32 protein-coding genes and 4 pseudogenes are annotated in these 25,071 nt (G+C 34.3%); 11 read left to right on the forward strand and 25 right to left on the reverse strand.

The features are described 5' to 3' along the window. Positions 1–318: 318 nt before the first annotated feature. From C568_RS0101610 to sleB, 3 genes are read right to left on the reverse strand one after another with little or no spacing between them, the layout of a single operon-like run. Positions 319–915, reverse strand: a complete 597-nt coding sequence (locus C568_RS0101610) for a YhcN/YlaJ family sporulation lipoprotein (protein WP_018780585.1) — start codon at positions 913–915, stop codon at positions 319–321. 26 nt (positions 916–941) lie between these two features. Then, positions 942–2,282: a germination protein YpeB gene (gene ypeB, locus C568_RS0101615; protein WP_018766015.1), complete on the reverse strand. Its 1,341-nt coding sequence runs from the start codon at positions 2,280–2,282 to the stop codon at positions 942–944. Positions 2,283–2,297: 15 nt separating this feature from the next. Then, positions 2,298–3,053: a spore cortex-lytic enzyme gene (gene sleB / locus C568_RS0101620; protein WP_003204560.1), complete on the reverse strand. Its 756-nt coding sequence runs from the start codon at positions 3,051–3,053 to the stop codon at positions 2,298–2,300. A gap of 145 nt (positions 3,054–3,198) precedes the next feature. On the opposite strand from sleB, the gene C568_RS0101625 reads away from it, so the two are divergent. Further along, positions 3,199–3,531 carry a DUF3889 domain-containing protein gene (locus tag C568_RS0101625; protein ID WP_003204562.1) on the forward strand — a complete coding sequence of 111 codons (333 nt, stop codon included), beginning with the start codon at positions 3,199–3,201 and terminating at the stop codon, positions 3,529–3,531. A 186-nt stretch (positions 3,532–3,717) separates the two neighbouring features. Here the strand turns inward: C568_RS0101625 and C568_RS0101635 are convergent, their stop codons facing one another. Next, a complete protein-coding gene (locus tag C568_RS0101635) occupies positions 3,718–4,635 on the reverse strand; it encodes a serine hydrolase domain-containing protein (RefSeq protein ID WP_018780587.1) in 918 nt (305 codons plus the stop codon). Between the two features lie 520 nt (positions 4,636–5,155). Between C568_RS0101635 and C568_RS0101640 the strand changes: the two genes are divergently transcribed. Then, complete coding sequence (locus tag C568_RS0101640; RefSeq protein ID WP_018780588.1) at positions 5,156–5,821, forward strand: HAD family hydrolase; 666 nt, start codon at positions 5,156–5,158, stop codon at positions 5,819–5,821. Positions 5,822–6,025: 204 nt separating this feature from the next. On the opposite strand, the gene kynA is transcribed toward C568_RS0101640, so the two are convergent. Genes kynA through kynU form a run of 3 tightly spaced genes read right to left on the reverse strand, consistent with a single transcriptional unit; the run spans position 6,026 to position 8,823 of the window. Then, the gene (kynA, locus tag C568_RS0101645; protein ID WP_018766018.1) at positions 6,026–6,865 is read right to left on the reverse strand and encodes a tryptophan 2,3-dioxygenase; all 840 of its coding nucleotides are present in this window, start codon (positions 6,863–6,865) and stop codon (positions 6,026–6,028) included. A gap of 38 nt (positions 6,866–6,903) precedes the next feature. Continuing rightward, positions 6,904–7,533, reverse strand: coding sequence for an arylformamidase (kynB, locus tag C568_RS0101650; RefSeq protein WP_018780589.1), 630 nt, complete (start codon positions 7,531–7,533; stop codon positions 6,904–6,906). 3 nt (positions 7,534–7,536) lie between these two features. After that, positions 7,537–8,823: a kynureninase gene (kynU, locus tag C568_RS0101655; RefSeq protein WP_018780590.1), complete on the reverse strand. Its 1,287-nt coding sequence runs from the start codon at positions 8,821–8,823 to the stop codon at positions 7,537–7,539. Between the two features lie 160 nt (positions 8,824–8,983). Here kynU and C568_RS0101660 point away from each other — a divergent pair, with 160 nt between their 5' ends. Then, a complete protein-coding gene (locus C568_RS0101660) occupies positions 8,984–9,601 on the forward strand; it encodes a TetR/AcrR family transcriptional regulator (RefSeq protein WP_018780591.1) in 618 nt (205 codons plus the stop codon). Between the two features lie 41 nt (positions 9,602–9,642). On the opposite strand, the gene C568_RS0101665 is transcribed toward C568_RS0101660, so the two are convergent. Both C568_RS0101665 and C568_RS0101670 read right to left on the reverse strand, forming a co-directional pair. Beyond that, positions 9,643–10,080, reverse strand: coding sequence for an NUDIX domain-containing protein (locus C568_RS0101665; protein WP_018780592.1), 438 nt, complete (start codon positions 10,078–10,080; stop codon positions 9,643–9,645). Between the two features lie 36 nt (positions 10,081–10,116). Then, positions 10,117–10,359 carry a DUF3977 family protein gene (locus C568_RS0101670; RefSeq protein ID WP_003207301.1) on the reverse strand — a complete coding sequence of 81 codons (243 nt, stop codon included), beginning with the start codon at positions 10,357–10,359 and terminating at the stop codon, positions 10,117–10,119. Between the two features lie 217 nt (positions 10,360–10,576). Between C568_RS0101670 and C568_RS0101675 the strand changes: the two genes are divergently transcribed. Continuing rightward, entirely contained in the window at positions 10,577–11,128 is a 552-nt protein-coding gene (locus C568_RS0101675) for a hypothetical protein (protein WP_018780593.1), read from the forward strand. Positions 11,129–11,261: 133 nt separating this feature from the next. On the opposite strand, the pseudogene C568_RS36190 reads toward C568_RS0101675, so the two are convergent. From C568_RS36190 to C568_RS36370, 3 genes and pseudogenes are all read right to left on the reverse strand, one after another. Beyond that, positions 11,262–11,402, reverse strand: a pseudogene (locus tag C568_RS36190) (helix-turn-helix domain-containing protein); the annotation flags it as partial. A 3-nt stretch (positions 11,403–11,405) separates the two neighbouring features. Continuing rightward, positions 11,406–11,951: a GNAT family N-acetyltransferase gene (locus C568_RS0101680; protein ID WP_018780594.1), complete on the reverse strand. Its 546-nt coding sequence runs from the start codon at positions 11,949–11,951 to the stop codon at positions 11,406–11,408. A gap of 316 nt (positions 11,952–12,267) precedes the next feature. Then, positions 12,268–12,543, reverse strand: a pseudogene (locus C568_RS36370) (transketolase C-terminal domain-containing protein); the annotation flags it as partial. Between the two features lie 105 nt (positions 12,544–12,648). Between C568_RS36370 and C568_RS0101690 the strand changes: the two are divergent. Beyond that, the gene (locus tag C568_RS0101690) at positions 12,649–13,491 is read left to right on the forward strand and encodes an oxidoreductase (protein ID WP_018780595.1); all 843 of its coding nucleotides are present in this window, start codon (positions 12,649–12,651) and stop codon (positions 13,489–13,491) included. A gap of 76 nt (positions 13,492–13,567) precedes the next feature. On the opposite strand, the gene C568_RS0101695 is transcribed toward C568_RS0101690, so the two are convergent. Genes C568_RS0101695 through C568_RS0101710 form a run of 4 tightly spaced genes read right to left on the reverse strand, consistent with a single transcriptional unit; the run spans position 13,568 to position 15,751 of the window. Continuing rightward, positions 13,568–13,930: a DUF4181 domain-containing protein gene (locus C568_RS0101695; protein ID WP_018780596.1), complete on the reverse strand. Its 363-nt coding sequence runs from the start codon at positions 13,928–13,930 to the stop codon at positions 13,568–13,570. Between the two features lie 56 nt (positions 13,931–13,986). Beyond that, entirely contained in the window at positions 13,987–14,433 is a 447-nt protein-coding gene (locus C568_RS0101700) for an NUDIX domain-containing protein (protein ID WP_018780597.1), read from the reverse strand. Positions 14,434–14,451: 18 nt separating this feature from the next. Further along, positions 14,452–15,294 carry a PP2C family serine/threonine-protein phosphatase gene (locus C568_RS0101705; RefSeq protein WP_029426837.1) on the reverse strand — a complete coding sequence of 281 codons (843 nt, stop codon included), beginning with the start codon at positions 15,292–15,294 and terminating at the stop codon, positions 14,452–14,454. Continuing rightward, entirely contained in the window at positions 15,272–15,751 is a 480-nt protein-coding gene (locus C568_RS0101710) for an HIT family protein (protein ID WP_018780599.1), read from the reverse strand. The genes C568_RS0101705 and C568_RS0101710 overlap by 23 nt, the downstream gene beginning before the upstream one ends. Positions 15,752–15,960: 209 nt before the next feature. Here C568_RS0101710 and C568_RS0101715 point away from each other — a divergent pair, with 209 nt between their 5' ends. Continuing rightward, positions 15,961–16,206, forward strand: a complete 246-nt coding sequence (locus tag C568_RS0101715; protein ID WP_018780600.1) for a hypothetical protein — start codon at positions 15,961–15,963, stop codon at positions 16,204–16,206. 72 nt (positions 16,207–16,278) lie between these two features. On the opposite strand, the gene C568_RS0101720 is transcribed toward C568_RS0101715, so the two are convergent. After that, the gene (locus C568_RS0101720) at positions 16,279–17,118 is read right to left on the reverse strand and encodes an ABC transporter permease (protein ID WP_018780601.1); all 840 of its coding nucleotides are present in this window, start codon (positions 17,116–17,118) and stop codon (positions 16,279–16,281) included. After that, positions 17,111–18,316, reverse strand: a complete 1,206-nt coding sequence (locus tag C568_RS0101725; protein WP_003204603.1) for a quaternary amine ABC transporter ATP-binding protein — start codon at positions 18,314–18,316, stop codon at positions 17,111–17,113. The genes C568_RS0101720 and C568_RS0101725 overlap by 8 nt, the downstream gene beginning before the upstream one ends. Before the next feature lie 190 nt (positions 18,317–18,506). On the opposite strand from C568_RS0101725, the gene C568_RS0101730 reads away from it, so the two are divergent. Further along, positions 18,507–19,364, forward strand: coding sequence for a glycine betaine ABC transporter substrate-binding protein (locus tag C568_RS0101730; protein ID WP_018780602.1), 858 nt, complete (start codon positions 18,507–18,509; stop codon positions 19,362–19,364). A gap of 53 nt (positions 19,365–19,417) precedes the next feature. Here the strand turns inward: C568_RS0101730 and clpP are convergent, their stop codons facing one another. Both clpP and C568_RS0101740 read right to left on the reverse strand, forming a co-directional pair. Then, on the reverse strand, positions 19,418–19,999 hold the full coding sequence (gene clpP, locus C568_RS0101735) for an ATP-dependent Clp endopeptidase proteolytic subunit ClpP (protein ID WP_018780603.1): 582 nt from the start codon (positions 19,997–19,999) through the stop codon (positions 19,418–19,420). A gap of 21 nt (positions 20,000–20,020) precedes the next feature. Next, positions 20,021–20,719: an RNA polymerase subunit sigma-70 gene (locus tag C568_RS0101740; protein ID WP_018780604.1), complete on the reverse strand. Its 699-nt coding sequence runs from the start codon at positions 20,717–20,719 to the stop codon at positions 20,021–20,023. A 148-nt stretch (positions 20,720–20,867) separates the two neighbouring features. On the opposite strand from C568_RS0101740, the gene C568_RS0101745 reads away from it, so the two are divergent. Continuing rightward, a complete protein-coding gene (locus C568_RS0101745; protein WP_006095036.1) occupies positions 20,868–21,188 on the forward strand; it encodes a 2Fe-2S iron-sulfur cluster-binding protein in 321 nt (106 codons plus the stop codon). Positions 21,189–21,200: 12 nt separating this feature from the next. Further along, positions 21,201–21,866 carry a ribose 5-phosphate isomerase A gene (gene rpiA, locus C568_RS0101750; protein WP_018780605.1) on the forward strand — a complete coding sequence of 222 codons (666 nt, stop codon included), beginning with the start codon at positions 21,201–21,203 and terminating at the stop codon, positions 21,864–21,866. A 106-nt stretch (positions 21,867–21,972) separates the two neighbouring features. On the opposite strand, the gene C568_RS0101755 is transcribed toward rpiA, so the two are convergent. Then, positions 21,973–22,236 carry a Gp49 family protein gene (locus C568_RS0101755; RefSeq protein WP_006095034.1) on the reverse strand — a complete coding sequence of 88 codons (264 nt, stop codon included), beginning with the start codon at positions 22,234–22,236 and terminating at the stop codon, positions 21,973–21,975. Next, a pseudogene (locus C568_RS32490) lies at positions 22,236–22,346 on the reverse strand (Thoeris anti-defense Tad2 family protein); the annotation flags it as partial. The gene C568_RS0101755 and the pseudogene C568_RS32490, both read right to left, overlap by 1 nt. A gap of 153 nt (positions 22,347–22,499) precedes the next feature. On the opposite strand from C568_RS32490, the gene C568_RS35095 reads away from it, so the two are divergent. Together C568_RS35095 and C568_RS0101765 are read left to right on the forward strand one after the other, a co-directional pair. After that, positions 22,500–22,676, forward strand: coding sequence for a hypothetical protein (locus C568_RS35095; protein ID WP_231398616.1), 177 nt, complete (start codon positions 22,500–22,502; stop codon positions 22,674–22,676). Positions 22,677–22,721: 45 nt separating this feature from the next. Continuing rightward, positions 22,722–23,174: a GNAT family N-acetyltransferase gene (locus tag C568_RS0101765; RefSeq protein ID WP_003204617.1), complete on the forward strand. Its 453-nt coding sequence runs from the start codon at positions 22,722–22,724 to the stop codon at positions 23,172–23,174. 98 nt (positions 23,175–23,272) lie between these two features. On the opposite strand, the pseudogene C568_RS31685 reads toward C568_RS0101765, so the two are convergent. The 3 genes and pseudogenes from C568_RS31685 to C568_RS0101780 form a co-directional block, all read right to left on the reverse strand. Then, a pseudogene (locus C568_RS31685) lies at positions 23,273–24,201 on the reverse strand (phosphotransferase enzyme family protein). A 34-nt stretch (positions 24,202–24,235) separates the two neighbouring features. Then, the gene (locus C568_RS0101775; RefSeq protein ID WP_006095033.1) at positions 24,236–24,622 is read right to left on the reverse strand and encodes a ribosomal maturation YjgA family protein; all 387 of its coding nucleotides are present in this window, start codon (positions 24,620–24,622) and stop codon (positions 24,236–24,238) included. Between the two features lie 17 nt (positions 24,623–24,639). Next, a complete protein-coding gene (locus C568_RS0101780; RefSeq protein WP_003204624.1) occupies positions 24,640–25,020 on the reverse strand; it encodes a GNAT family N-acetyltransferase in 381 nt (126 codons plus the stop codon). Positions 25,021–25,071: the final 51 nt, after the last annotated feature.

The raw sequence follows: 25,071 nt of genomic DNA on the forward strand, positions 1-25,071 counted from the left end.
TTTATCACACGCTGTCATACCAAAAATCACACACAGACTAAGACCACAAACTATGAGTGCGCATTTATTTTTCATCATTACAACTATCTCTGGTTTAAAAATGATACCCAAGCATATCTAAATGTAATATATCGCAGAGAAACCAGGATAAACCTCCTTCTTTGTTATGTTTTTTATTCATCATTTTCAGATAGTTTTATACACGGTGGATCTGTCGTAACTTCCTAATTATTATTAAACCATATATTCCCTTTTCGATAAACTGAATATTAATAATTAACAAAAACATCTCGCGCCATATAGCACGAGATGTTTTTGTTATCTTTTAAGATGATTATTTGATTGATCTTCTTGTTCTTTTCTTAATTCATTCTCTTCATCTTTTGGTAACTGTTTGTCGTTTTCTTTAATTGGATTCGTTTCTTTATTTTCAATCATATCATTTGGTACTTGTGGCATAACACGTCCGACAATTGCAGCAAGTTCATCAAGAATTCCTTCGCCAGCTTTTCCGTGCTTAATTTGATTCCCCATTCGCTTTAATCGTTCATACGTATCAACATCCGCTACAACAACTGCATTTGCACCATTTGGATCATGTTTTAAGCTTTCAGCGACAGAATACTTGATTGATTCTACACGAGTTCGATCCAGTTTTGCCTTTACATCAATGCCAACAACAGCATATTTTCCAATAACGACTGCGGTCGCATCTTTTACACCTGGTATACTAGAAGCTAAAGAAGCTAAATGATCTGCCACTTTTTCATTCGGTTTTGTTTTATCTTTTGTATAGCTAACATTTCGCATAGATACATTTTTTTGTTCTGGTTTTTCATGAGCATTCTCTTTTTTTCCTACACTACACCCTGTGATAGCAAAACAAATCATAAGCATATATATAAGGATTTTCATCATTTTCACCACTTTATCATTGATGTTTAATCATAAATCTTTTCGACAGCCTGCATCTTTTTCACTTTTTCTTCAGTTCCGTCATTTGCATTAATAAAAATTTGGTACGTATCTTTTCCTAATGTCCCGACAAATTCATAGCACAATACTTCTTTATGCACATCATTTACAACAACCGCCTTGCGTTCTTCCATTACTTTTACATCTGGATTGATTTTCTTTCTTGCATCAGCAGCCGTTAATTTTGCAGTTGGAATGGTGCGTTTTTGATGTGATGCTAAATATTCTTTTGCTGAAAAACCAACAATTGATCCATCATCTAAAGCAATTTTCATTTGAATTGCTTCTGGATAAATACGCACATTATTCTCATTCACAACGTACGTAAACACACCAATATTATCGTATTGTGAACTATCAAAGAGCTCCATATTGGTAAACTTATGGTCCTTTAAGAAAGTTAATCCTTTACTTCCTGCGTCATTTAAGCTGATTTTTTGTTCCTTAATTTCACGGTTATTCATTACCCATATTGGATATCCACCTTTTTCGGTAATGTCCATATAAAATTCATTCTTTGTTTCAGGATCTTGAATTTTCACACTATAAAATGATTCTTTAGCACCTTTTCCGCTTTTCTCAACTTCTACTTTTTCATTGCCTTTTAAATTTAAAAATGATTTTGCTATTTTTGCCGCTTCCTCTTTTGAAATCGCTTTACCTTTTGCTTCAAAGCCGCCTTTTTTCGCCTTTTGCATGCTTGTGAAAGTTGGACCGAAATTATTTGAAGAATAGGATGTTACATTTTTCTCAACCGTCTTAAGCCCGTCAATAATCGTGTTATCCGCTGGATCTTTATTTGACGCAAGCGCAAGTTCTACATCCATCCAACGTAAATTATTTTTCAAAACGAGATGCTGTACTTTTCGAAGCTCATCTTGAATGTTGCCAGCATTTGAATATAGAGTTTGAAGCGCTTTATATTCTTGATCGTTTAAAGGTTCTTTCTCTAAATCACGAATGGCAGTGCGATAACTAAAATCACCAATATTCGCTAAAAATTCCTCGGTTTTATTAAACGGCATTAATGTTAAAGGTAGTTGTCCTACATCAGAACGAGCTTCCGATGTTAAACGCCACACATCCGCTAATGCCGGTGATAAAGATGTACGTGAATTCATTGCCAGTGTTGTTCCGATTTTATCGTGTAATAAATCAACCTCATACGCTAAATCATGAAACGCACGCTGATAGCTGTTTTCTGCTCGAATTAACACCGCATTTTTTTCTTGGTGTTCTTTATAACCCCAATACCCTGTTCCAACTACGCCGATTGTTAACAATACAATTACGATACCTCTTAACATTTCTTCACCTCCGCTCTATTTACAGAAAATATGTTTGCCAATTTTTTTAATTTGTGGTCGACTCCAAATCCATTTACTCGTTGCAGTATCTGGATTGAAATAATACAGTGCATTTCCAGTAGGATCCCAACCATTAATAGCATCTAATACAGCTTTTTTCGCCGTTTCATTTGGCGTTAAATAAATTTGTCCATCAGCAACTGCTGTAAATGCACGTGGTTCAAAAATCACTCCAGATACTGTATTCGGGAATGATGCACTTGTCACACGATTCAAAATAACTGCCGCAACTGCAACTTGCCCTAAATATGGTTCACCACGGGATTCACCATAAACTGCGTTCGCCATTAATTGAATATCATTTTGTGAATAACCATTTGGCACATTTGTACCTTTATTTTGGGCTGGCTTATTACTTTGTCCACCTGTGTTCCCTTTATTAGCAGTTGATTTCTCATACTTTGTCGCTTTTACAAGCATCTGCTTCGTCTTAGCCCCCGCTAAGCCATCTACAGGTAAACCGAACTTTTGTTGAAAATTCCTTAGTGCCCAATATGTACCCCAACCAAATACACCATCTACTTTTCCCGTATAAAATCCGTTATATTTCAATCGAGACTGTAGTTCAATGACATCTTCTCCAGAGGCACCTCTTTGAATCACCTGATTAGAAAAGGCTTGGACATTTCTTGTCTGCCCGCTACTTACAATTACAGATATACCGATTAATACAAACAAAATCAGTATTTTAAAAATAACTGTATGACGCATATATTTCCCTCCTTATTTGCAGTGATGATTTCATGGTTATGTTTTGTAAATAAAACGCTTTTATGTAAAGAAGACAAAAAAATCCAAACTTATATGATTTAGACTGCATGTACACAATAAGAAAAACGGCTAAAAGGAGTTTATTATGAAGCGTATTTTTGCATGTTTTGTATTAGGAATTGTATTTGTTACAGCATATTGCAATACATATACTCATTCATCAGTTGTTCACGCACAACCACCATATGCAAAATGGGGTAAACTTGCGGTAGAAAAAACGAAAGAAAACTATCCAAAAGCGCAAATTATTGATTACCTTCATATTGGAAGAAAACCGAAGACAGTGAATATAACAACAGAAAAATTCAAATTATGGCTGCGTGAAGATGGAAAGGAATATGGTGTTTTTGTTGATGTAGAGTTTGATACAAGAACGGAGAAGTTTTTGAAGATTACATTTCAAAAGAGCAGTAGATAATGTTCAACTAACCAAGCTTTTACAGGCTTTTATTTCCCCACTTATCTTCTGTTGTTTCTTTGATTCTTGACATTAGAATCTTATTGTCAGCGAATAGCGGGATTAAAAAAGAGGAAATCATCTCGATTCCCTCTTTTTTATTACTATTTAACTTTCACTTCTTACTTAACTATACTCTCCTTCTATTTATGTATGATTAACGTTCTCTTGTAAATGATTTATAAATAATTTTAATGGTACTAATCCACGCTTTGGCATTTGACTGCTTATTACCGCTACAATTTCTAAATGTGGAATAATGATAATGTATTGCCCACCATATCCCATTGCAAAATATATACAATACGGTATGTGAAATCTTTCATTGTCTAATACCCACCAGTGATAACCGTATGCTCCAACATGTTCATATGTTAAAAAAACAGCCTTACTCGATTGTTCAATCCAACTTGAGGATACAATCTTTTCTCCACTCCAGAATCCATTTTGTAGACATAATAATCCTATTTTCAGCAAATCCTCCGCTTTCATTTTCATGCCAAATCCACCAACATAAATACCTTGAGGATCTTGTTGCCACTCATATTCGGTAATTTGTAAAGGATTAAATAAATATTTCTTTGCAAACTGCTCCGTTGTCTTTCCAGTAGCAACTTGTAGTATACAACTTAACAGATGTGAAGAGCCTGAATTATAATTCATTTTTGCCCCTATCTCTTCCATTAACGGCTTCTGCAAAATATAATTTATCCAATTATCTGATTCCACGAAATCATTTGGAAATACAACTCCATTTCCAAACTCCTGCCACTCTTCACCAGTTGTCATTGTTAACAAGTGATAAATGGTTAATTCCTTCTTTTCTTTCGGTACATTGGGAAACCATTTTGCTATAGGCGTATGTATATCATTTATGTAGCCTTTATCTATTGCTATACCGATTAAAATTGATACGATACTTTTCGTGATAGAATTAATTTTATATAAATTGTGTGCGCATTCTTTTGTTTTATAATATTTTGTTGTTAACTCACCTTGTTGATATACGAGAAATGCATTCACTTTCTTTTTCATAAATTGATTTTCCAACTTGTAAAAATCCAATATGTATTCCTCCAAATGTATACTGTTCTTGTCTGTTTTTACTATTCTACTCAAATCAAATAAATATTTCTATTTCTATGTACTTTCTAAAAAAATATCCAATTTCACGTGTGGCAAACATATACTATAGATATAAGACATGGTCACTCATACTAAGTAGTTTCGTTTTCGTGGAAAAACACTTAATAACATACGAATTGGTATGCTTTTTTCATTGATGTAACAATATTTCCAAGGAAAATAAGTACAAAATAGCATACCAAATAACAGCGTGACAATAGTCATTGTCATTGTTTGAATTATGGTGTTAATTTTATTGTTAAATGCTATGTTATTTCTAAACTCTTTTAAAAAAAAGAGAAAGGTTATTGTAAATTTATGTTAAAATGTATATAAAGATTGTGAGAATTTGTACTTAAACTGATGAGTCAGATTAGTTGAATAGGGATTGGTTAAGTTATTCTGTCTTTATGTTAAACTTTAGAAGTTATTCAGCAATGGTAAAAAGGGAGAGAAAGTAATGTTACAATCACTGATTTTTGATATGGATGGAACTCTATTTCAAACAGAAAAAATTCTAGAATTATCACTTAATGATACTTTTAACCATTTACGGTCACTAAATTTATGGGATACAGTAACCCCCATTGATAAATACCGTGAAATTATGGGTGTACCTTTACCAAAAGTTTGGGAAGCTTTGTTACCTAATCATTCCAATGAAGTAAGAGAACAAACGGATGCTTATTTTCTGGAAAGATTAGTTGAAAACATAAGAAGTGGGAAAGGTGCTTTATATCCTAATGTAAAGGAAGTTTTCCGTTATTTAAAAGAAAATAATTGTTCAATTTACATAGCGAGTAATGGTTTAACGGAATATTTACAAGCAATTGTGAGTTATTATAATTTGGATAATTGGGTTACTGAAACATTTAGTATTCAACAAATACGAACACTCGACAAAGGAGATTTAGTTAAAACAATTATAAAAAAATATGACATAAAAAAGGCAGCGGTAGTTGGAGACCGTCTATCTGATATAAATGCAGCTAAGGATAATGGTTTAATTGCAATTGGATGTAATTTTGATTTTGCACAAGAAGATGAACTTGCTCAGGCTGATTTGGTAATAAATGACTTAATGGAGTTAAAAACAATATTGCCTGAAATGAAAATAGTTTACTAAACCAACGGGTGCTTTAACTGAATAAGCGAAATAATAAATCAACGCTCAGAATGATATATGTCTGGGCGTTTTTGTTTGTTATTAGGTATGCGATTTATAATGTGAATTACCGTGTTATTAGATATCTTTTTTACACATAATTACAAAGAAAAAAGTACACCACGCTTCAATAAGTGATGTACTAACAATTATATAATCTTTACTTTATAACTTCGTCCGCACATTCCAAAGTTCTGGGAAAAAGCGTTGATCAAGAACACGTTTTAAATAAGAAACACCAGATGATCCACCTGTTCCCATTTTATGTCCAATAATTCGCTCTACTGTTTTCATATGACGGAAGCGCCACTGCTGGAGCCAATCTTCAATATCGATTAACTTTTCTGCCAGTTGATATAAATCCCAATATTTCTTCACATCAGCATACACCTCTAACCATGCAGCTTCAACTGTCGCATCTTCTTCATAAGGTTGTGTAATATCACGATTTAAAACATTTGGATTGATTGGGAACCCTTCTTTTACAAGTGCCTGAATTGCAACATCGTAAAGACTTGGTGAATGAAGCGCTTTATGCAAACGAGCATGTAACTCTGGATCTTTTTCATAAATTTTTAATGCATGAGGTGTTTTATAACCAAGCGCATACTCAATCATACGGTATTGATAAGACTGGAATCCTGATGCTTGGCCGAGTGAATCACGAAATTCAATATATTCAGATGGTGTGAGCGTTGCAAGAATATCCCAAGATTGAATAATTTGCGATTGAATTTTTGAAACGCGCGCAAGCATTTTAAAAGCTGGAGCCAGCCTATCATTTTGAATAGATTCAATCGCTGCACTAAGCTCATGTAAAATCAACTTCATCCAAAGTTCACTCGCTTGATGAATGACAATAAACAACATTTCATCATGATGATCAGATAACCTTTTTTGACTTCCTAGCAAACTATCTAATTGTAAGTACTCTCCGTATGTCATATTTTCTTTAAAATCCGTATGAATTCCCTTTTCCATAATTACTTTTTCATTTTCTTTCATAAAAATGAACACCCCTTCTATGCATCATCTGCTTGCTCTTATAGTGGTCTTATTACAGCTCGAACTGGACTCCCATCCGCATCTGTCAATGCAAGTGGCAGGGCAATCAGTTCATAATCTCCGTCTTGTACATGGTCTAATACAACATTTTCTAAAATATGAATACCATATTTAAATAATTGGTGATGCGCCGCTAATTCTTTATCATCTAGCGGATCTACAGAAGGTACATCCACTCCAATTAATCGAATGCCTTTTTCCGAAAAAAATGGTGCAATATCAGCACGTAAATACGGAATTACTTGCGGGAATTCCTGTGCATTCCCATGCGAAGAAGTCCGAAGTAATAACCTCTCTACCCCATCTAAAGGGAATTTTTCTAATTCTTTTGCGCCAATACTTTCGATACCTGATACATCTATAATTCGAGCTTTACCAACATAGACATTAACATCTAAATCTAGTACCCTTTTTCCGTTATTATCAAAATGAAATGGCGCATCAATATGCGTACCCGTATGAATACTCATCGTTAATTTTCCAACATTAACAGATCCACTTTGTTCTTTTGCCCATGATACTTCGTATGAAAATGGCGTATCTCCTGGCCATGTCGCAATATCATTATTTAATGGTTGTGAAATATCAATCCAATCAGATTCCTTCATCGCTTATGCCACAACCTCTCGCTTATTTTCAAACTTTTTATATTCTTCATCTTTCATGATTTTCTTCAAGATTTGCACAGATTTCCACACTTCTGCGTACGTGTTATATAAAGCAACTGGCGCAAGGCGAACCCCATTTGGTGCACGAAAATCAGGAATAACTCCATTTGCTTTTAAAGCTTTACATATACGTGCAGCTTCTGGATGCTCTAAATATATATGCCCTCCGCGTTTATCATCCTCTAATGGATTTCCAATTGTAAATCCCATCCCCTTCAGTTCATGGTTGATTAAATTTAGCATATAACGAGTAATGTGTAATGATTTTCCTCGCAATCTTTCAATGCCAGCTTCTTTGAAAATCTCAAGTGAACCAATAAGTGGCGCTGTACTTAACACATGAGGTGTGCCAATTTGATATGCCCCGGCATGCTCAGCTGCTGTTAATGTATGTTCCATATCAAATTGCTTATCTTTTCTTGAACTAAACCAACCAGAAAGCCCTGGAAGACGATTGAAATGTTTTTTGTTTACATATAATCCAGCAACCCCACCAGGTCCTGCATTTAAATATTTATAATTACACCATACTGCGAGATCAACACCCCACCCTTTAAAGTCATGCGGAATTGAACCGATGGAATGGCATAAATCAAAACCAATATAGATACCACGCTTGTGCGCTTCAGCTGTTAATCGCTTCATATCAAGAATTTGTCCACTTCGATATAGCACTGCAGGCAATAAAATTAACGCAATATCATCAGTCATCGCATCAATAATATCTTCCTCTTGCAGCGTTCTACCATCCCTGCTCTTCACTCGTACAAGATGTTCATCTGGATCTAGTCCTTTTAAACGGATTTGACTTTGCAAAGCATAAATATCTGATGGGAACGTTAATTCATCCGCAAGAATCTTTGTACGAATTCCTTTCGGTTCATAAAATGTCGCAATCACTTGATGAATATTCGTCGTCGTGGAACCGGTTACAATTACCTCTTCAGGTAAAGCACCAACAAGAGGAGCAGTTAATTCACCTAATTGTTCAGAGAGAAAAAACCAAGGATATTCTCCTTCTGTCCACCCGTCAATACCATACTCTTTCCATGAATCTAGCATAGTAAGTAAAGATTTTTCTGCTCTTTTTGAAAGTAATCCTAATGAATTACCATCTAAATATATTGTATCTGCTTTCTTATAAAATTCTTTTTGAAAATCAGCAAGTTCATCGTATTTATCACATTCCATTGCATAGTCGTAAGATGGTTCAAATGGCTCTCGATACATTCTTTCACCTTCTCTTAATTTTCTTTTTATTCTAACTAGTTGAAATATAACACTATAACTGACATGACGTCAATGATATTATGTCAGTTGACTTTTTGCATTCGCTTCTACTAGAATAAAATTATATTTTCAGATATTTCAGTATAAAGGAGTGTCCAGTTTGGGAAAAGATCTTCTTTCAACAAGACAACAGCGATCTATAGAAACGAGAAATAAATTATTAAAATCTGCCCGCAATGTTTTTTTAGAAAACGGATTTCACAAAACAACAATCTCTCAAATTATTAAACATGCTGAAACTGGTTATGGTACGGCATATGTTTATTTTAAAAATAAAGACGAGCTCCTCATAGTCCTTATGGAAGATGTTATGAATCGTTTTTACAAAATCGCTGAACGTTCCTTTTTTCCTAAAACAAAAAAAGAAGCTCACAGTATGATTGAAAATCAAGTGCGAGCTTTTTTACAATTAGCTGAAGAAGAAAGAAATATATTACAAGTCGTTGAAGAGGCTATCGGTGTGTCAAAAGAAGTTCGACAAAAGTGGAATGACATTCGAGAACGTTTTATTAGCCGAATTATACAAGATATTACCTATTCTCAAAATAATAGATTAGCTAGAAAAGAATTAAATAAAGCAATTGTGGCACGCAGTTGGTTTTATATGAATGAAGCGTTTCAGTGGGAGATTGTCCGAAATGAGATCGATGTAAATCTAGAGGAGGTTGTTTGTACATTAACAGAGCTGTATACGGCAGGCTTATATAAAAATGAATAGCACACTCTCGTCTCTATGAAGAAAGTGTGCTATTTAATCGTTTATAGGAATATTTCTTCTGGATATGGCAATGCAAGCTTTGGTCTTTCCTGTGATGAAAAGTATTGAAGTTTTAACGATTCTCCATCTATCGCTCTCAACTCTCCTCCAACTCCCTCACATTCAAACACAACAACGATATATTCCACTTGATCTCCATTTGAATATGTATGACGGAAGTCTTTCCCTCCAAAAATCCCTTTTATTTCTTTCACTTGTACTCGTAAACCGGTTTCTTCCCACACCTCACGAACAACTGCTTCTTCTGGAGTTTCACCAGGTTCAATTGCTCCTGCAGGTAAACTCCAAAATTCCCCACCGGGATATTGAAATAAGATTTCCCCTTGCTCATTTTTAATAATTGCCGCTACGCTCGGCATGAAAATAAGATCAGACCCTACTTTTTCACGGATTTGTTTGTAGTATGTAGAAATCGCCATATGCCATTCTCCTTACAGATTTTCTGTATGCTTATATTATTGTACTTTACTCACAATCCCCAAAATAAACTTATACTCATTTCGATTTTTTCTCATCTTTTTAAACCCTTCTTTTGAATCAAAAATCAAACAAGTTTTTCTAAACCAAACTCGTAAATAGCATGATTCAAAATAAATAGGTTTCACAACTCCTTTTTGCTCAAACTCTGTTCCATCTTCTCGTTCTATTTCTGTTCGAACCAACCATTTATTTCCGATTCCGGCTTCTATGTACTTCACTTACAACTCCCCTTATATGAAATACTTACATCTTCCTTAGGAAATGTTGTTCTAAGCATTCTACTATTTCCCTGGTAAGCGCAGATTTTGACAGATTCTCTATTATTTCTACTTAATTGAAATTAGCAACATTCCTGTTATAAAGAAAAAGGAAAAAGCTTCATATATACCGAATAACACAAAAATAATCCATTCTTTTGAAAGAGGTATATATGTTATGAACGATCAATTTACTACTCTCCTAAGTGAAATGACCTTTATAGAAAGACAATATGAATTTCGAAATCCAGATGTTGTTCTCTATCATCCCGGTCATTACACAGAATTAAATGAACAAATCATCACATTATTTCATGAGGAAGGCTTTAAAACAATTATGATTCCCAGTGTACATAATGCATTTTTAAATGCTAATGAGTTTATCTTTCATAAAGAAATCCTAGTTAAATCAGGAATTCCTCAAGAACTAGTTATTCCAATAACAGGAGAAGCGAATACAGCTAACGATGTTATAAAAAACGCAATACTTCTTCTATCAAAAACAACAGAAAACAAAAATATTTTATTAGCGGGAAAAACTTTTTTTATGAAAAGATTCTTGCTTATAGCAACTGCGTTTGCTACAAATGACATGACTATTGATGTTCTTCCATTACAAGATAATAGAAATCTTACGAAAGATACTTGGCATTTAACGGATACTGGTAAAAAAAGAGTGTTGAATGAATATCATATGATTTCCCAATTCCTTAAGCAAAATTATCTTTAATTTGTATAGCCGGAGATAAGATCATATTAGTTTTTAGAAATTATTTGACTCTACTATTTCCCCGGTAAGCGCATATTCCGACAGAACGTGCACTTACATATAAAAGAAGCAGATTGATAGAAGCCTGCTTCTTTTATATCTGAAATCGCTGCATCCGTTTATAAAAAGTACTACGCGGGACATCTAACAGTTTTGCCGCAAGTGATACATTTCCCTTTGTTTATTGAAATGCCTCAATTATCCCATTCCGCTGTATTTTTTCACGAAAGGTTAATTATTATCCATTAAATCTCCCCATAATAATAGTGTTATAGTATTTACCATCCGCAAGCCTTTTGTCATTCTTTAATACACCTTCGATTTCAAAACCAAGTTTTTCATACAATTTAATCGCTTTATCATTTGTTTCTAAAACATTCAAAGTCATTTTTTTAATGCTATTAACGTCAGCCCAAGATATAGACTCTTTTAAAAGATTTTTCCCAATCCTATATCCCCAAAACTCTTTTAATACGCATACTCCAAATTCTACTTTATGAGAGAATCTCTTTAAATACACTCCCTCACATCTTGAAAACCCAACAATCCGATCGTTCACTACCGCGACTAAAAATAAGTTTCTTGGACTTTCAGTGTCCGTTTTGATAATTTCTTCAAATCTCGTTGTATCTATGAATCCCTCCCCTTCTTCTCTGTCCAGATTTTCAGTTTCTCCATCAATTTGTAATCTTAATTTAGACAAATCATTTGCATCTTTATCCATTGCAGATCTAACAGTATAATTAATCCCATTTACATAAAATTCTTGTTTGTTAATAATCATAATATACTCCTTTGATATTAAGTTGATTTAGAAGAATAAGACAGGTAAAGATCTTAGTAATTTACTGCAATTTTAACCAAATAACCTCCCACGATTTGTTCCATAAGATATTGTCCTATATGGTAAATCTTGATAATTTCAGTTTATCATAGGTTAGTTAAGAATAAGTAGCTATCTGTAACCACCTTTCTCTTTTAAAAATCCTTTAATCGATTTATATTAAATAAAAGTTACCTACATAAGTTAAATATATATAAAGAGAGTTAATTACTGACATATAAAGCCTGTATCATAATCTATGATACAGGCTAGTTTTTTACACATTCTCCTTCTCGAAATTTGCAGTAAAGGGGAGTTCTCCAACGAAAATATCTCCATATTGATCACGCACTGCCTTTTCTGTTAAACCAACGCTTGCGATCTCTGGTGCTGTATAGATGCAGGGCGGATCAATTACTTCTACTTCAAATCTTTTCTTTGTTAATTGCTCCGCAGCCTCTAGAGCAGTATGAACTTGTTCCCCGATTGCTACAATTGTGACATCTGAACCTTCGCGCTTTACTTCAGCTTTTCCTAATGGAATTGTGTAGTATATAACGAGAGAATAAACTCTATGTCTGGAGGTCAATTTGACCAGAATGATAGATTTTTGAAGTATAACTCGCTATGATGTAAGAAAAAAGAAAGTGAGCGGAAAATGAGTAAAATCGTGATTATTACAGGTGCATCCAGTGGATTTGGATTTTTAACTGCCCTCGAGCTTGCGAAAAAGGACTATTTCGTCATCGCTACAATGCGTAATCTTAATAAACAAACGGAATTATTATCTCAAGCTGCTGCATTACACTTACAACAAAATATCAAAATTCATCAATTAGATGTAACAGATCAAAAATCTATACATGCATTCCAATTGTTTTTAAAAGAATTAAACCAAGTAGACATTCTCGTCAATAACGCAGGCTATGCGAGTGGTGGATTTATAGAGGAAATTCCGGTAGAAGAATATCGTAGACAATTTGAGACGAATGTATTTGGAGCAATATCCATAACTCAAATTGTATTACCTTATATGCGAAAACAAAAAAGTGGGAAAATTATTAATGTAAGTAGTATTAGTGGCCAAGTTGGATTCCCAGGTTTATCCCCCTATGTTTCTTCAAAATACGCATTAGAAGGTTGGAGTGAATCCCTTCGCCTAGAGGTAAAACCATATGGAATAGACGTTTCATTAATCGAACCCGGTTCCTATAACACAAACATATGGGAAGTTGGGAAAGAACTTGCCGAAAATTATTCAGAATCAACCTCTCCTTATAAAGCGTATATGGATAAAATACAAAATCATATTAATAATGGCAGTGATACATTTGGCAATCCAGTAGATGTTGCAAGAAAGATTGTAGCGATTGCTGAAGCAAAAAACGCAACATTACGATACCCAATTGGGAAAGGTGTAAAATTGATGATCGTTGCTAAAAAAATTCTTCCGTGGAGAGTATGGGAGTTTCTTGTTTTGAGGAGTTTTAAGAAGATGTAATGTAAAAAGACTACTGATAAATAAGAGTCGTTATACACATTGAAATTGGGATAACGACTCTTATTATCTAGCCCTTTTAACCAACAGGTTGGAATAAATATATCATTACATTAAATGTAATGATTAAACAAAATACTCCCAATAGAGAAATTACATATTTTTTTGATTTTTTATCATATTTCCATTCCATATACGCCCGAAAAAGCTGTTGCGTACCTAAAAATACAAATAATATATATACACCCTTTATATACTCTGAAGTATAAATACAAACAAAGCCAGCCACTAAATAGATTATGATTATAATCCGCTCTCCCCATTTATGAAGCTCATTTACAGGCTCATAAATCCAGCCACTTTGTTTTGGTATATTTAATTTCTTTCTCACAAGCTTTTCTAAAAGATATAGCACGAAAATCCATAGAATCAACACAATCACTATTGTGAAAATTGTTCATCCCCCCATCCTTAAAAATCCAATGTTATACATATTAATTAGGAATATACTTTTTGAGTAAGTAAATGCGCAATATTATCGCTCTTTTGTTCTATCAAAGAAACAATCCCCTCAGGATAAGTCAGTTTATCTTTTAACTCCTGTATACTTTTCCATATAAGAATAATATTCTTATATTCTTTATGAACTAACACTTCACTTATAGACTTTACAGGTTTACACCAATGAAACAACGTACATTGATGGTGTGATTCTCCATCAACTTCAAATATGTGTTCTTTTACAATCGCTAATTCTGCTACTCGAACTTGTAAATCATATTCCTCAAGTAACTCCCGTATAATCGCTTCATATGCCGATTCTCCATACTCAATCGATCCACCTGGAAAACGATAAAATGTCTCTTCTTCATTACATTGAACAAGAATTTTAGAATACTCCTCATCTATGATAATAGCTTCCGCGCGCAATAAGGGGCTTTTCATTTCCTACCCCCTATTTTACTAATTTGAAGATCGTATTTTCTCCGGCTGATCGCTTGGATAAGTAGCATATACACGATTATCATAATCCCAACTAATTATCGTTGCACTATCTCGACCAAGTTGGTGATGAACATGCTCTAGTACATTTTGAATACATTCTGTTAGTTTCACTTTGTTTTCATATATATCTTTATATAAATGAATTGGATTTTCATAACGACGTTCTCCGTATTCTAGTACGCCATCTGTTACCATTACGATTCTATTTCTTCCTGTACGTAGCTCTCGAGCACCTGAAGAATAACATGGAACAGGTAAAGAAAATGTATTCACATTCCCAATCCATTCATAAAAATGACGTTGGTTCAGCATATACTGTCCTAGCTTATGTAACTCTTCATGAAATACATAAACGAGGCAATCTCCTATAGAAAACCACCAAATATAATTTTCTTTTCGCACACAAATTAAGCATGCTGTTTCACCCTTTACTTGCTGACACGCCTGTTGAAACGAATTAGATTGAAAAAGTGTAAGGATATGATTTTCAACAGAACGGAATGCTATTTCAATTGGTTCTTCTAATAAAACTTTTATATTTTCATAGTCATTTTGGATTGTATTTACTACTAAGGCGACACTTTCTGCACTATTGTGTCCATCTAATATCATCGCAAATTCCCAATCTCCATTTGACCAAACGAAAGCGCCATCTTCATTCTTCTTTGCGCCTGCACTCGTATTTCCACCATATCTGCCAAGCACTATATTACCATACTGTTTAACTGAAATTTCGCCTAAACACATTTCATCACTACCAACCCATGAAGATTGTGTATTATTTGTTGTATGCATACTCATTCACCATATACGTTCGTATTCTTTCGCATAGTTTTTGGATTTGTTCTGCTTGTCCATAAGGTGCACCTTTCCAATTGGCGATCTTAGTTGGTGACCAAAATTCCTTCGGTGTATTTGGATAACGAGGAATTATATGCATGTGCATATGATTGACTCCATTACCGGAAACGAAAGCATAAATATGTTCTGCACCCTCGCATTCTTTTAATGCACGGCTTACTCTACTCGTAATTAAACCAAAAGCTTTCGCTTCTTCTTCTGTTAATTCAGCTAATCCTGGTGCATGTCTTTTTATATCAATCATTACATATCCGAGATACGTTTCCTCTTCTTCCCAATGAACATGCCCCACATATACGAGTTCATCTTCATAGATTGCCCCGCCTAGCACCTTAATCTCCCCTTTATGTTTCTGACATATAAAACAGTGTGCTTCAAAGTGACTTTGTGTCGACATATGCATCCCTCTATCCCTTGGATTTACCATTATAATACCATAAAACACCCTTCCGTTCAGACTATTCAGAAATAAATTTATTATATATTCCTATTATTTCAATTTAACAGTATAAACCTTTGTAATTCTTTTTCATCGAGTCACCTTTAAACAGAGATGGGCATTTATTATAGAAAAAGAAATCTTTTCTTGAAGGTGGAACAAATCATATGCATCCACATTGGAATTCTCACATGAATTACCCACCAACCTCTTATTCAAACAACGCCGTACGAACTACACCACCAATCCCTAATGCTTTTCATTACATGATGCAACGTATAGCGAACCTGGAACATCAATTAGCAAAATTGATCTCATTGATTGAAGAAAATAATCAATTAATAAAAGCGATGGAACAACAACAAAATCAAGTGTGTGCACCAGCTGGAAGTTCAGTAATTGTGCGTATGTAACCTTATTTCATTCAAATAAAAAACACGCATCATAATAAGTAGCCTCACTTACGATGCATGTTTCATTTCTATTTACACTCTTCTTTTCTTATGAAATCCTTGCGTAATCCGATCTAATACAATCGCAATTACTACAATAGCTAGTCCAGCCTCAAACCCCATTCCAATGTTAACCTGTGTTACAGAACGATATACATCTACCCCAAGTCCTGGTGCACCTACAAGCGAAGCTGTAACAACCATCGATAAAGAGAGCATGATACTTTGGTTTACACCAGCCATTATAGTTCCCGTTGCAAGAGGTAACTGAACTTTAAATAACTTTTGTGATGTAGTTGAACCAAATGCATTTGCAGCTTCAATTAAATCTTCTGGTACTTGCCTAATCCCTAAATCAGTAAAACGAATCGTTGGTGGCATCGCAAAAATAACAGATGCGATAATACCAGGAACAACACCTACTCCAAAGAATGTAATCGCTGGAATTAAGTATACAAATGCTGGCATTGTTTGCATAAAATCTAATGTTGGCCTCAATATTTTTGAAAATTGCTCATTTTGAGATGCTAAAATGCCGATTGGGATTCCAACAATGATGGAAATAATGACTGATGTAAGAACAAGCGCTAATGTTTGCATCGTTTGTCCCCAGTAGTTAATGTTTAGAATAAATAATAAGCCGATTAACGCAAATACCACTAAAGATATTTTCCTTGTTGTATACCAAACGAGAAAACATACGATTATAATCATTAAAAATGCTGGAATTAATGTTAAGAAATTTGTAAGTAAATCAACGAAACCACCAATGATGTATGAAAATCCTCTAAACAATCCTTCAAAATGCGCATATAAACTCGTAACAAATGCATCGACCCATTCACCTAAAGGAATACGCGGAATACTATTCATCGTCATTCACCTCTTCCTCAATATTTCCTGCAAGGGCTTGAATGACACTTTCTCGTTTTATGATGCCTCTTAACCTTTTCTTTTCATCAATGACTGGTAATGGAAGCTTCATTTCCGCCATTTTCGCATACGTTTCCTCTAATAATGTATCTAAATATACGTGCGGAATATCTTTTAGTAACAAGTCAGCAATTGGCCACTGCTTTTGAACAGCTTTACTCGCATCATCCGCTGTTAATATCCCTAAAAACTCGTGTTTTTTATTTACAACATATACGGTAGATACCCCTGCATTTCTCATAATTTGCAGGGCCACTCGAGGGCCGCGGTCAATCAATAATGTTTCTGGTCTTTTTAAAATAGATTCAGCCGTAATCACTTTTCCTAAATTCACATCCGCAACGAATTTCTCTACGAATTCATTAGCTGGGCTTATCATAATTTCTTCTGGCGTTCCAATTTGCACAATTTCTCCGTCTTTCATTAATGCGATACGATCCCCAATTCGAAGTGCTTCATCTAAATCATGTGTAATAAAAATAATCGTTTTTTCCATCTTATCTTGTAGCTCTAACAGTTCATCTTGCATTTCTTTACGGATAAGTGGGTCTAATGCGCTAAATGACTCATCCATAAGTAAAACATCTGGATCATTCGTAAGAGCTCTTGCAATTCCAACGCGCTGCTGCATACCACCGCTTAATTGTCCTGGGAAGCTATCTTTATGATGATTCAATCCAACTAATTTAAGTGACTCCAAAGCTTTCGCTTCTCTTTCTTCTACTGGTACTCCTTGTATTTCTAATCCATAGGCAACATTTTGTATCACGGTACGATGAGGAAATAACGCAAATTTTTGGAAGACCATACTCATCTTTGTTCTTCGTACTTTCCTAAGTGCCTCTTTCCCCATTGTTGCGATATCTTCCCCATCTATGTATATGTGGCCTGCTGTTGGCTTTATAAGCTGATTGAGCATTCGAACAAGAGTTGATTTCCCGCTCCCAGATAGCCCCATAATGACAAAAATTTCTCCTGTATACACTTCAAATGTTGCTTTTTTCACCCCAACGTTCATTCCCGTTTCTTTTAATATTTCTGATTTACTTTTTCCCTCCTTTAATAAGGTGACTGCTCTTTGAGGGTTTTTTCCAAATACTTTTGTTACGTTTTCAACACGTACTTTTGTATTTTCCATACAACGACTCCTTTTCTGCCTATCTATTCACATAGTGTAACGATTTTAAACAGAAATATTACATAAAGAGGCTTTTTTTAAAATTCTTGTTTCCGTTCATAATAAGAAGGTTCACTTATAGATTTATTCCTACAAACAACGTGATACAAAACGGAATGAAAAATCTCTATTTACGAAACGGGAGGACTCGATGAAACAGAAAATATGGCTTATAAGCATTTTGTTATTTATCAGTATGATTATTACCTCTTGTAATGCCACAAATGCAAATACAAAAGGAAAAATTAAACTTGGTGTAACAAGTTGGAAGGAAAATATTGCGGCTGCAAATATGTGGAAAGTTTTATTAGAAGAAAAAGGATATAAAGTTGAACTCATGTATTTAGAAAAAGCAGCCATTTGGACTGGCGTCGCTCGCGGCGATGTTGATGCAAACTTAGAAGTATGGCTTCCTGTAACCGATAAGCCCTTAAATGACCGATATAAAAATGATATTGTCTTAAAATCGAAATGGTATGAGGGAACTGGACTTGGATTAGTCGTTCCTTCTTATATGAAAGACATTAACAGTATCGAGGATTTAAATTCCCATAAGGATGAATTGGATAATAAGATTATCGGAATTGAGCCTGGTAGTAGCCTTATGAATTTAACAGATAAAGCAATGAAAGAATATGATATAAAGCTAAAACTTGTCCAATCTTCAGAAGCTGCGATGATGAGTGAGCTAAAAAAAGCATATACACAAAAGAAACCCATCGCTGTAACGCTTTGGAATCCACACTGGAGCTTTTCAGAATTTGATTTAAAATATTTAAAAGACCCTAAGAAAGTATATGGTGAAAAAGACGACATTTATTACTCTGTACGAAAAGGTTTTGAAAAAGATTATCCAGAGATTGTGAAATATTTCGATAGATGGAAAATGAGTGATGAACAACTTGGTACATTGATGGTTATGTTAAATAAAACAAAGGATCCCGAAGAGGCGGCTCGAAAATGGATTAAAAAGAATCAGGCGTTAGTAAATGAGTGGATAAAAGATTAATTTATTACGCAAAAATAGGCCAGGGAGCCTAATGTTCTCTGGCCTATTTTAAGTTATTTTTTTTCAATAACAGCATCGACAATACCATATATTTTAGCTTCTTCCGCAGTCATAAAGTAGTCTCTTTCTGTATCAAGAGCTACCTTTTCAATTGGCTGACCTGTTCGATCTGATATGATTTTGTTAATATCGTGTTTTAACTTTAATATTCGTTTTGCAGTTATTTCGATCTCTGTCGCTTGCCCTTTCACTCCGCCAAGCGGCTGATGAATCATAATTTCACTATTTGGAAGCGCAAACCTTTTCCCTTTCGCTCCAGCGAGTAATAATAGCGCTCCAAATGAAGCTGCGAATCCCATACAAAGCGTTTGAACATCAGGTTTAATCAAATTCATTGTATCCAATATCGCAAATCCCGCTGTAGTTGAGCCTCCTGGACTATTGATATAAAGAAAAATATCCTTCTCCGCATCTTCTGCTTCTAAAAATAATAACTGTGCCACTACACTGCTTGCTACTTGATCATTAATTTCTGATCCAATCATGACAATACGGTCTTTTAACAACCTTGAATATATATCATAGGAGCGTTCTCCTAATTTTGTTTGTTCTACAACATACGGAATTGTATTCATCATAATCCCTCCATCTACTTTTTAAGCTGCGCATAGCATATAACCGTAAGAAGAAGGTGTTTTTGTATTGAATAATAACACAGGCTGCTTAGATGATAGATGTGTAAAGTCGATTGTTGGAAGAAGTCTTGTTAACAATTGTGGTTTTTGTTCACGAATAGCTGTTACAACTACTTCAACGTCATCATCCTGCCCGGCTAATTCAATCTCCTCTTCTTCACTTACCGTTTTCAATCTATTTCTACTACGAAACAACGAAGCCTTCACTGCGCCTTCTGAGATTGAACATATTTCCGCAATATCTGATAAGCTGTATTGAAAAACATCTTTTAACAAGAAGATAACGGATTGCTGTACATTTAATAAAGACAAGACTTTCTCCGCCATCTCATGCAAATCAGCAATTTTTTCATGTGGTTCTTCAAATGTAATCTCCTGCTCTAATTTCTTCTTAGCTGATTTTGCTTTCATTTGATCGAGCCATTGATTTCGAGCAATTTTATATAGAAGCGTAATACAAACATCTTTATGTTCTACACCTATATATTTTTGAAGTACTTTACAAACCGTTTCTTGGGCCAGGTCTTCCCCATCCCATTTGCTTTTTGTTAAAAAGGTACAGTACCTTTTTAACTCCGCATAATTTTCAATGATAAAGTTTATATTTGAATGATTCATATCGATATGATTTTTTAACATTTGAGTTACTTTTGTGCACAAAATAACCACTCCTTTTCAGCGCTTACTTAATAAACGATTTTACCGATAAAAAAGTTACGGGTTTGATAAAAAAATTTTATAACGTTTATGATTACGAAAGTGGGGTCATAAATATGTTATGTAGAATTTTACATGAGGAGGCAACAATATGCCAAAATTAACCGTTATTGGTAGTGGAACATTTGATGTAAAAGAAGGAACAAAGTTAGCACTAGCACTTGAAGATAATGGTATCCATATTCTTCACCGCTGCGGCGGGAAAGCGCGTTGTACCACTTGCCGTGTAGAAATCATAGCTGGGGATTTTTGTGAACCTACACATGTTGAGAAGAACGCTATTACTGAAAAAGGTATTGAAGATCATTTGCGATTATCATGTCAAATGCATGTACATACTGATCTCACCGTTCGTCCCATATTAACAGTTGAAAATTCCGGATTAGATGCTGGGCCACGGCCTGTAGAATGAAAAGGCAACAGAATGACGGATTTAAAACGATTAGCTGGTGAATATGCTGCTGATTTTGTAAAAGACGGGATGAAAATCGGCCTTGGTACTGGTTCTACTGTATATTGGACAATGCAAAAATTAGGACAGCTAATCAGCGAAGGTTTAACGATTCAAGCTGTACCAACATCAATAGAAACTGAGAAATTAGCAGTGCAGCTTTCTATCCCTTTAATTCCTTTAAGTAACGTTGATTACCTTGATCTCACGATTGATGGTGCAGACGAGATTAACCCCAATCTACATTTAATTAAGGGGGGCGGCGGCGCTCTTCTACGTGAAAAAATAGTCGCCACTTCTTCCCAAAAACTCATTATAATCGCTGATGAATCAAAACTTGTAAAAGATTTAGGTACCTTTCCTCTTCCTATTGAAATCGTACCGTTCGCTTGGGAGCAAACTGCAAAACGAATTCAATCCTTTGGTTGCCAGACGATTTTACGTACCCAAAATAATCAACCATTTATAACAGACAATGGCAATATGATCTTAGATTGTGTTTTTCCAAACCAAATAACGAACCCAATCGAAACTCATCAGCAGGTAAAAATAGTAACTGGTGTAATTGAAACTGGTTTATTTATTAATATGGTAAATAAAGCGATTATTGCAACTGAAAAAGGAATAAAAGTATTATGACAAAACTAAAGGGCATGAGCCCGGTACAATACGAAGCCCATGCCCTTTAGTTTTGACTAATGAAGTAGCCTGTCTAACTTTTTGAGATCACTTCACTAATAGCGACTTACTTAACTAATTTAGCTAATTCACATTGCAATCTATATTCTTCTAATTCCCAAATCTTATTTACAATTCGTTCTTTACAGCATTCCATACCAATATCCATATCATAATCAGCAGGGTCAACACATGCGCTGGATTCAGTTAAAATAAATCCATTTGGCAATTTCGCAACTACGACTGTACATTTGCCATGAAATTCTTCTACTGTCCATTGAGTTTTCTCTAAAATATTATCAATATCCTGTTGAGTTACCGTATTATCCATTATTCAACAACCTCCCAATCTTCTGCTAACATATCAGTTGGTGAAGCTAACCAAGGAACAAAATGTTCTTGTACTGTTTTCATTGCAATATATGCAACATATGAGACATTATGTCCTCTATGCTTGTTTTATAAAGACCACGACACTAATACACCGTTGACCGTCTATATGAATTCCATTGGTCTTTTGTCCTAATGCGGTTTCTTACCGCCCTCTGCTCATTCTCCAAATTCATATATGATAAAATTAATTCATTCGCTAATATGTCCAAACATGTAATTTTCATAGCAATAAAATTAAAACTAGGCTTACAACGTCATTCAAAATTAGATGAAGCAAGTGCATACAATTCGAAAAAGAGTTTCAAGTGGTGTATTATTATCGATATTGAGTCAGGTCCAAAGACAGGAAAAAACCCAAAAATGGGCTTCTCGATATAAAACAGTATCTTTATATTCCCATCATATAAGAAAGGACTGAATAAGTTGAAATCAAAACAAATAAAAGAAATAACTGACTTAGAAACTGCCTTTCAAATTCGAAAAGAAGTGTTTGTCAAAGAACAAGGTGTTCCTCTGGAAGATGAATTTGATACATTCGATAAATTAAATGATGTATGTCATCATATTTTAGTTTATTTTAATGAAATACCTGTAGGGACTGGACGCATAAGATTCGTCGATAACATTGGTAAACTAGAAAGAATCTGCATATTACAACCTTATCGAAAACATGGTTTAGGCAAAGTAATTATTCAAACATTAGAAGAGATTGCTAGAGAAAAAGAAATATCCAAAGTTAAATTACATGGGCAAACACATGCAGAAGGGTTTTATAACAAACTAGGCTATCATACTTCTTCAGACGTATTTATGGAAGACGGTATTCCGCATATTCTTATGACAAAGGATTTATCGATTAAAGAAGTTAGTAAATAATAAAGTAAAATCCCCTTTCTGCACTATATAAAGGGGATTTTAAAACGATTCATTTATAATATACTCTATCAATTCTTTCATCTATACATTGTCGTCTCTTAAACTATCTCTACTCCCTTTATTGTTTCTTCAATCGCCTCTTTATTTGTTAAAATCCAAAAGAACATTTCTTCATTTAACTTTAATAATTCTGCTGATTGAACAAAATAAGTAATGAAGATGACTTGAATACCTAGCATTACATACCAAATCGCCTGAATTTCTGCTTCTGATAAAGGATTCTGTTTATGGTATCCCTCAAAAATATTTCGAACAATATATAACCAGTCCCTTCTTAATTGTTCATCACAAAATACTTCGCTTAAAATACTAGTGAAACAGTAGCACAAATCAAACACTCTCACATTTATTTCTACAAGTTCAAAATCTATAAATCCTTGAAACTCATTTTCCTTAAAGATTAAGTTAGAAAAATGCATATCTCGATGAATGAGTTGCCTTGGTAACAGCGTAATGGAGTCTTTAAAATCTTTTTGCAGCTGGTTCATAGTTTGAATGAGCTCAGGATGAACTTGCTCACTGCTTTTCAAAACAGGTGTGGCCCAATCATAAATTACATTGTACAAATTACGTTCCACAAATTCGTCTACATGATTTGTGGAACAAAGTGCCTGATGTAACTTAGCAACTTCACTTCCAATAGTATTACTTAACACTTTAAGATTTCCAACGCGTTTTACTTCTACAACATTTCCCTCTACATACTCATACATACAATATATTTATCATCTTGTAAAATATAGCTTTCGTTGCCTCTCGTCTTCAAAAGCCTTTGTATTCTAATTCCTTTTTGTGCAAGTTGATTTAATACATTTGTTTCAGCCAACAACTGCTTTATCGAACCTTTTTCTTTTAATATATAATTTTGCTTATTCCTTATAATCTTTGTTACTTTCGGTTGGATTGCTTCTGTTGTTACTTGCTCGTCTTGAAACCAAAAATTTGTAATATCTAATATGTGTTCCATTGTATATATACCCCTTTATGAAATCCGAAGCCTTTTATACTTTTCGAAACATTAATTCACACAGCATACCCGTTCCAACTCCAATTGTATAAGCTAATAAATCACTCCACAAAAAACCATACCCTAATACAAGTCCCCCTAAAGTCGTTGCACGAATATTATCTATCCAATCCGCATGATATAATTGACTGATTTCAATACCATAACAAAATAGTAAACTTAAAAACGCGATCTTTTTAATCTTCATTTTATGAAAAAGGAATCCAAATCCAATAAAAATCATGAGAGCCCAAAGTGCATCCCCTAAATATGCATTTAATAGATTAGGTAAAGCATAAGCAAATTTCCTTGATGCCAATCCTAAAATAACTACTATTATTGTCAAGATTGCATACAGCAACCTATTTCGTTTATAACTCATTATGAAGTCCTTTCTTATTACACAAAACGTTTTACAAACCCTGTACTTTTTTCAACATATCCCATACATTTATAAAATTGGTGCGCATGGTGTCTTTCCTCACGATTCCCACTATTTAAGCAAATCGAATCTATCCCTTGTTCCATCGCCCATTTCTCTGCTGCTTCTATTAAACTTTTTCCTATTCCTTGATTTCGAAACTCTTCATCTACTACTAATGCAATAATGCGAGTGTATATTCCATCTTCAGTGTAAAGTATGCCTGTACATAAGCCAATCATTCCAATAACACGCTCATTTTCTTCTGCTACCAACGTATAGTAATCTGGGTGAGAAAAAATATTTTGAAGTCTTACTTTCATTTTTTCTATAGTTGTTGGATAGCCAAGGTGTCCCATTAATGAAGTTAAATGAAGTTAAATCATGTACATCATCTGAATGTGCCTTTC

The sequence above is a fragment of the Bacillus sp. 95MFCvi2.1 genome, from assembly GCF_000374965.1.
Taxonomy (GTDB): Bacteria; Bacillota; Bacilli; order Bacillales; family Bacillaceae_G; genus Bacillus_A; species Bacillus_A pseudomycoides.

What these genes read in the sequence shown, in the direction of transcription:
- C568_RS0101610 (WP_018780585.1), bottom strand. Translation starts at nt 915, where the DNA reads ATGAAAATCCTTATATATATGCTTATGATTTGTTTTGCTATCACAGGG.
- ypeB (WP_018766015.1), bottom strand. Translation starts at nt 2,282, where the DNA reads ATGTTAAGAGGTATCGTAATTGTATTGTTAACAATCGGCGTAGTTGGA.
- sleB (WP_003204560.1), bottom strand. Translation starts at nt 3,053, where the DNA reads ATGCGTCATACAGTTATTTTTAAAATACTGATTTTGTTTGTATTAATC.
- C568_RS0101625 (WP_003204562.1), top strand. Translation starts at nt 3,199, where the DNA reads ATGAAGCGTATTTTTGCATGTTTTGTATTAGGAATTGTATTTGTTACA.
- C568_RS0101640 (WP_018780588.1), top strand. Translation starts at nt 5,156, where the DNA reads ATGTTACAATCACTGATTTTTGATATGGATGGAACTCTATTTCAAACA.
- kynA (WP_018766018.1), bottom strand. Translation starts at nt 6,865, where the DNA reads ATGAAAGAAAATGAAAAAGTAATTATGGAAAAGGGAATTCATACGGAT.
- kynB (WP_018780589.1), bottom strand. Translation starts at nt 7,533, where the DNA reads ATGAAGGAATCTGATTGGATTGATATTTCACAACCATTAAATAATGAT.
- kynU (WP_018780590.1), bottom strand. Translation starts at nt 8,823, where the DNA reads ATGTATCGAGAGCCATTTGAACCATCTTACGACTATGCAATGGAATGT.
- C568_RS0101665 (WP_018780592.1), bottom strand. Translation starts at nt 10,080, where the DNA reads ATGGCGATTTCTACATACTACAAACAAATCCGTGAAAAAGTAGGGTCT.
- C568_RS0101675 (WP_018780593.1), top strand. Translation starts at nt 10,577, where the DNA reads ATGAACGATCAATTTACTACTCTCCTAAGTGAAATGACCTTTATAGAA.
- C568_RS0101680 (WP_018780594.1), bottom strand. Translation starts at nt 11,951, where the DNA reads ATGATTATTAACAAACAAGAATTTTATGTAAATGGGATTAATTATACT.
- C568_RS0101690 (WP_018780595.1), top strand. Translation starts at nt 12,649, where the DNA reads ATGAGTAAAATCGTGATTATTACAGGTGCATCCAGTGGATTTGGATTT.
- C568_RS0101700 (WP_018780597.1), bottom strand. Translation starts at nt 14,433, where the DNA reads ATGAAAAGCCCCTTATTGCGCGCGGAAGCTATTATCATAGATGAGGAG.
- C568_RS0101705 (WP_029426837.1), bottom strand. Translation starts at nt 15,294, where the DNA reads ATGAGTATGCATACAACAAATAATACACAATCTTCATGGGTTGGTAGT.
- C568_RS0101710 (WP_018780599.1), bottom strand. Translation starts at nt 15,751, where the DNA reads ATGTCGACACAAAGTCACTTTGAAGCACACTGTTTTATATGTCAGAAA.
- C568_RS0101715 (WP_018780600.1), top strand. Translation starts at nt 15,961, where the DNA reads ATGCATCCACATTGGAATTCTCACATGAATTACCCACCAACCTCTTAT.
- C568_RS0101720 (WP_018780601.1), bottom strand. Translation starts at nt 17,118, where the DNA reads ATGAATAGTATTCCGCGTATTCCTTTAGGTGAATGGGTCGATGCATTT.
- C568_RS0101725 (WP_003204603.1), bottom strand. Translation starts at nt 18,316, where the DNA reads ATGGAAAATACAAAAGTACGTGTTGAAAACGTAACAAAAGTATTTGGA.
- C568_RS0101730 (WP_018780602.1), top strand. Translation starts at nt 18,507, where the DNA reads ATGAAACAGAAAATATGGCTTATAAGCATTTTGTTATTTATCAGTATG.
- clpP (WP_018780603.1), bottom strand. Translation starts at nt 19,999, where the DNA reads ATGAATACAATTCCGTATGTTGTAGAACAAACAAAATTAGGAGAACGC.
- C568_RS0101745 (WP_006095036.1), top strand. Translation starts at nt 20,868, where the DNA reads ATGCCAAAATTAACCGTTATTGGTAGTGGAACATTTGATGTAAAAGAA.
- rpiA (WP_018780605.1), top strand. Translation starts at nt 21,201, where the DNA reads ATGACGGATTTAAAACGATTAGCTGGTGAATATGCTGCTGATTTTGTA.
- C568_RS0101755 (WP_006095034.1), bottom strand. Translation starts at nt 22,236, where the DNA reads ATGGATAATACGGTAACTCAACAGGATATTGATAATATTTTAGAGAAA.
- C568_RS35095 (WP_231398616.1), top strand. Translation starts at nt 22,500, where the DNA reads ATGTCCAAACATGTAATTTTCATAGCAATAAAATTAAAACTAGGCTTA.
- C568_RS0101775 (WP_006095033.1), bottom strand. Translation starts at nt 24,622, where the DNA reads ATGAGTTATAAACGAAATAGGTTGCTGTATGCAATCTTGACAATAATA.
- C568_RS0101780 (WP_003204624.1), bottom strand. Translation starts at nt 25,020, where the DNA reads ATGGGACACCTTGGCTATCCAACAACTATAGAAAAAATGAAAGTAAGA.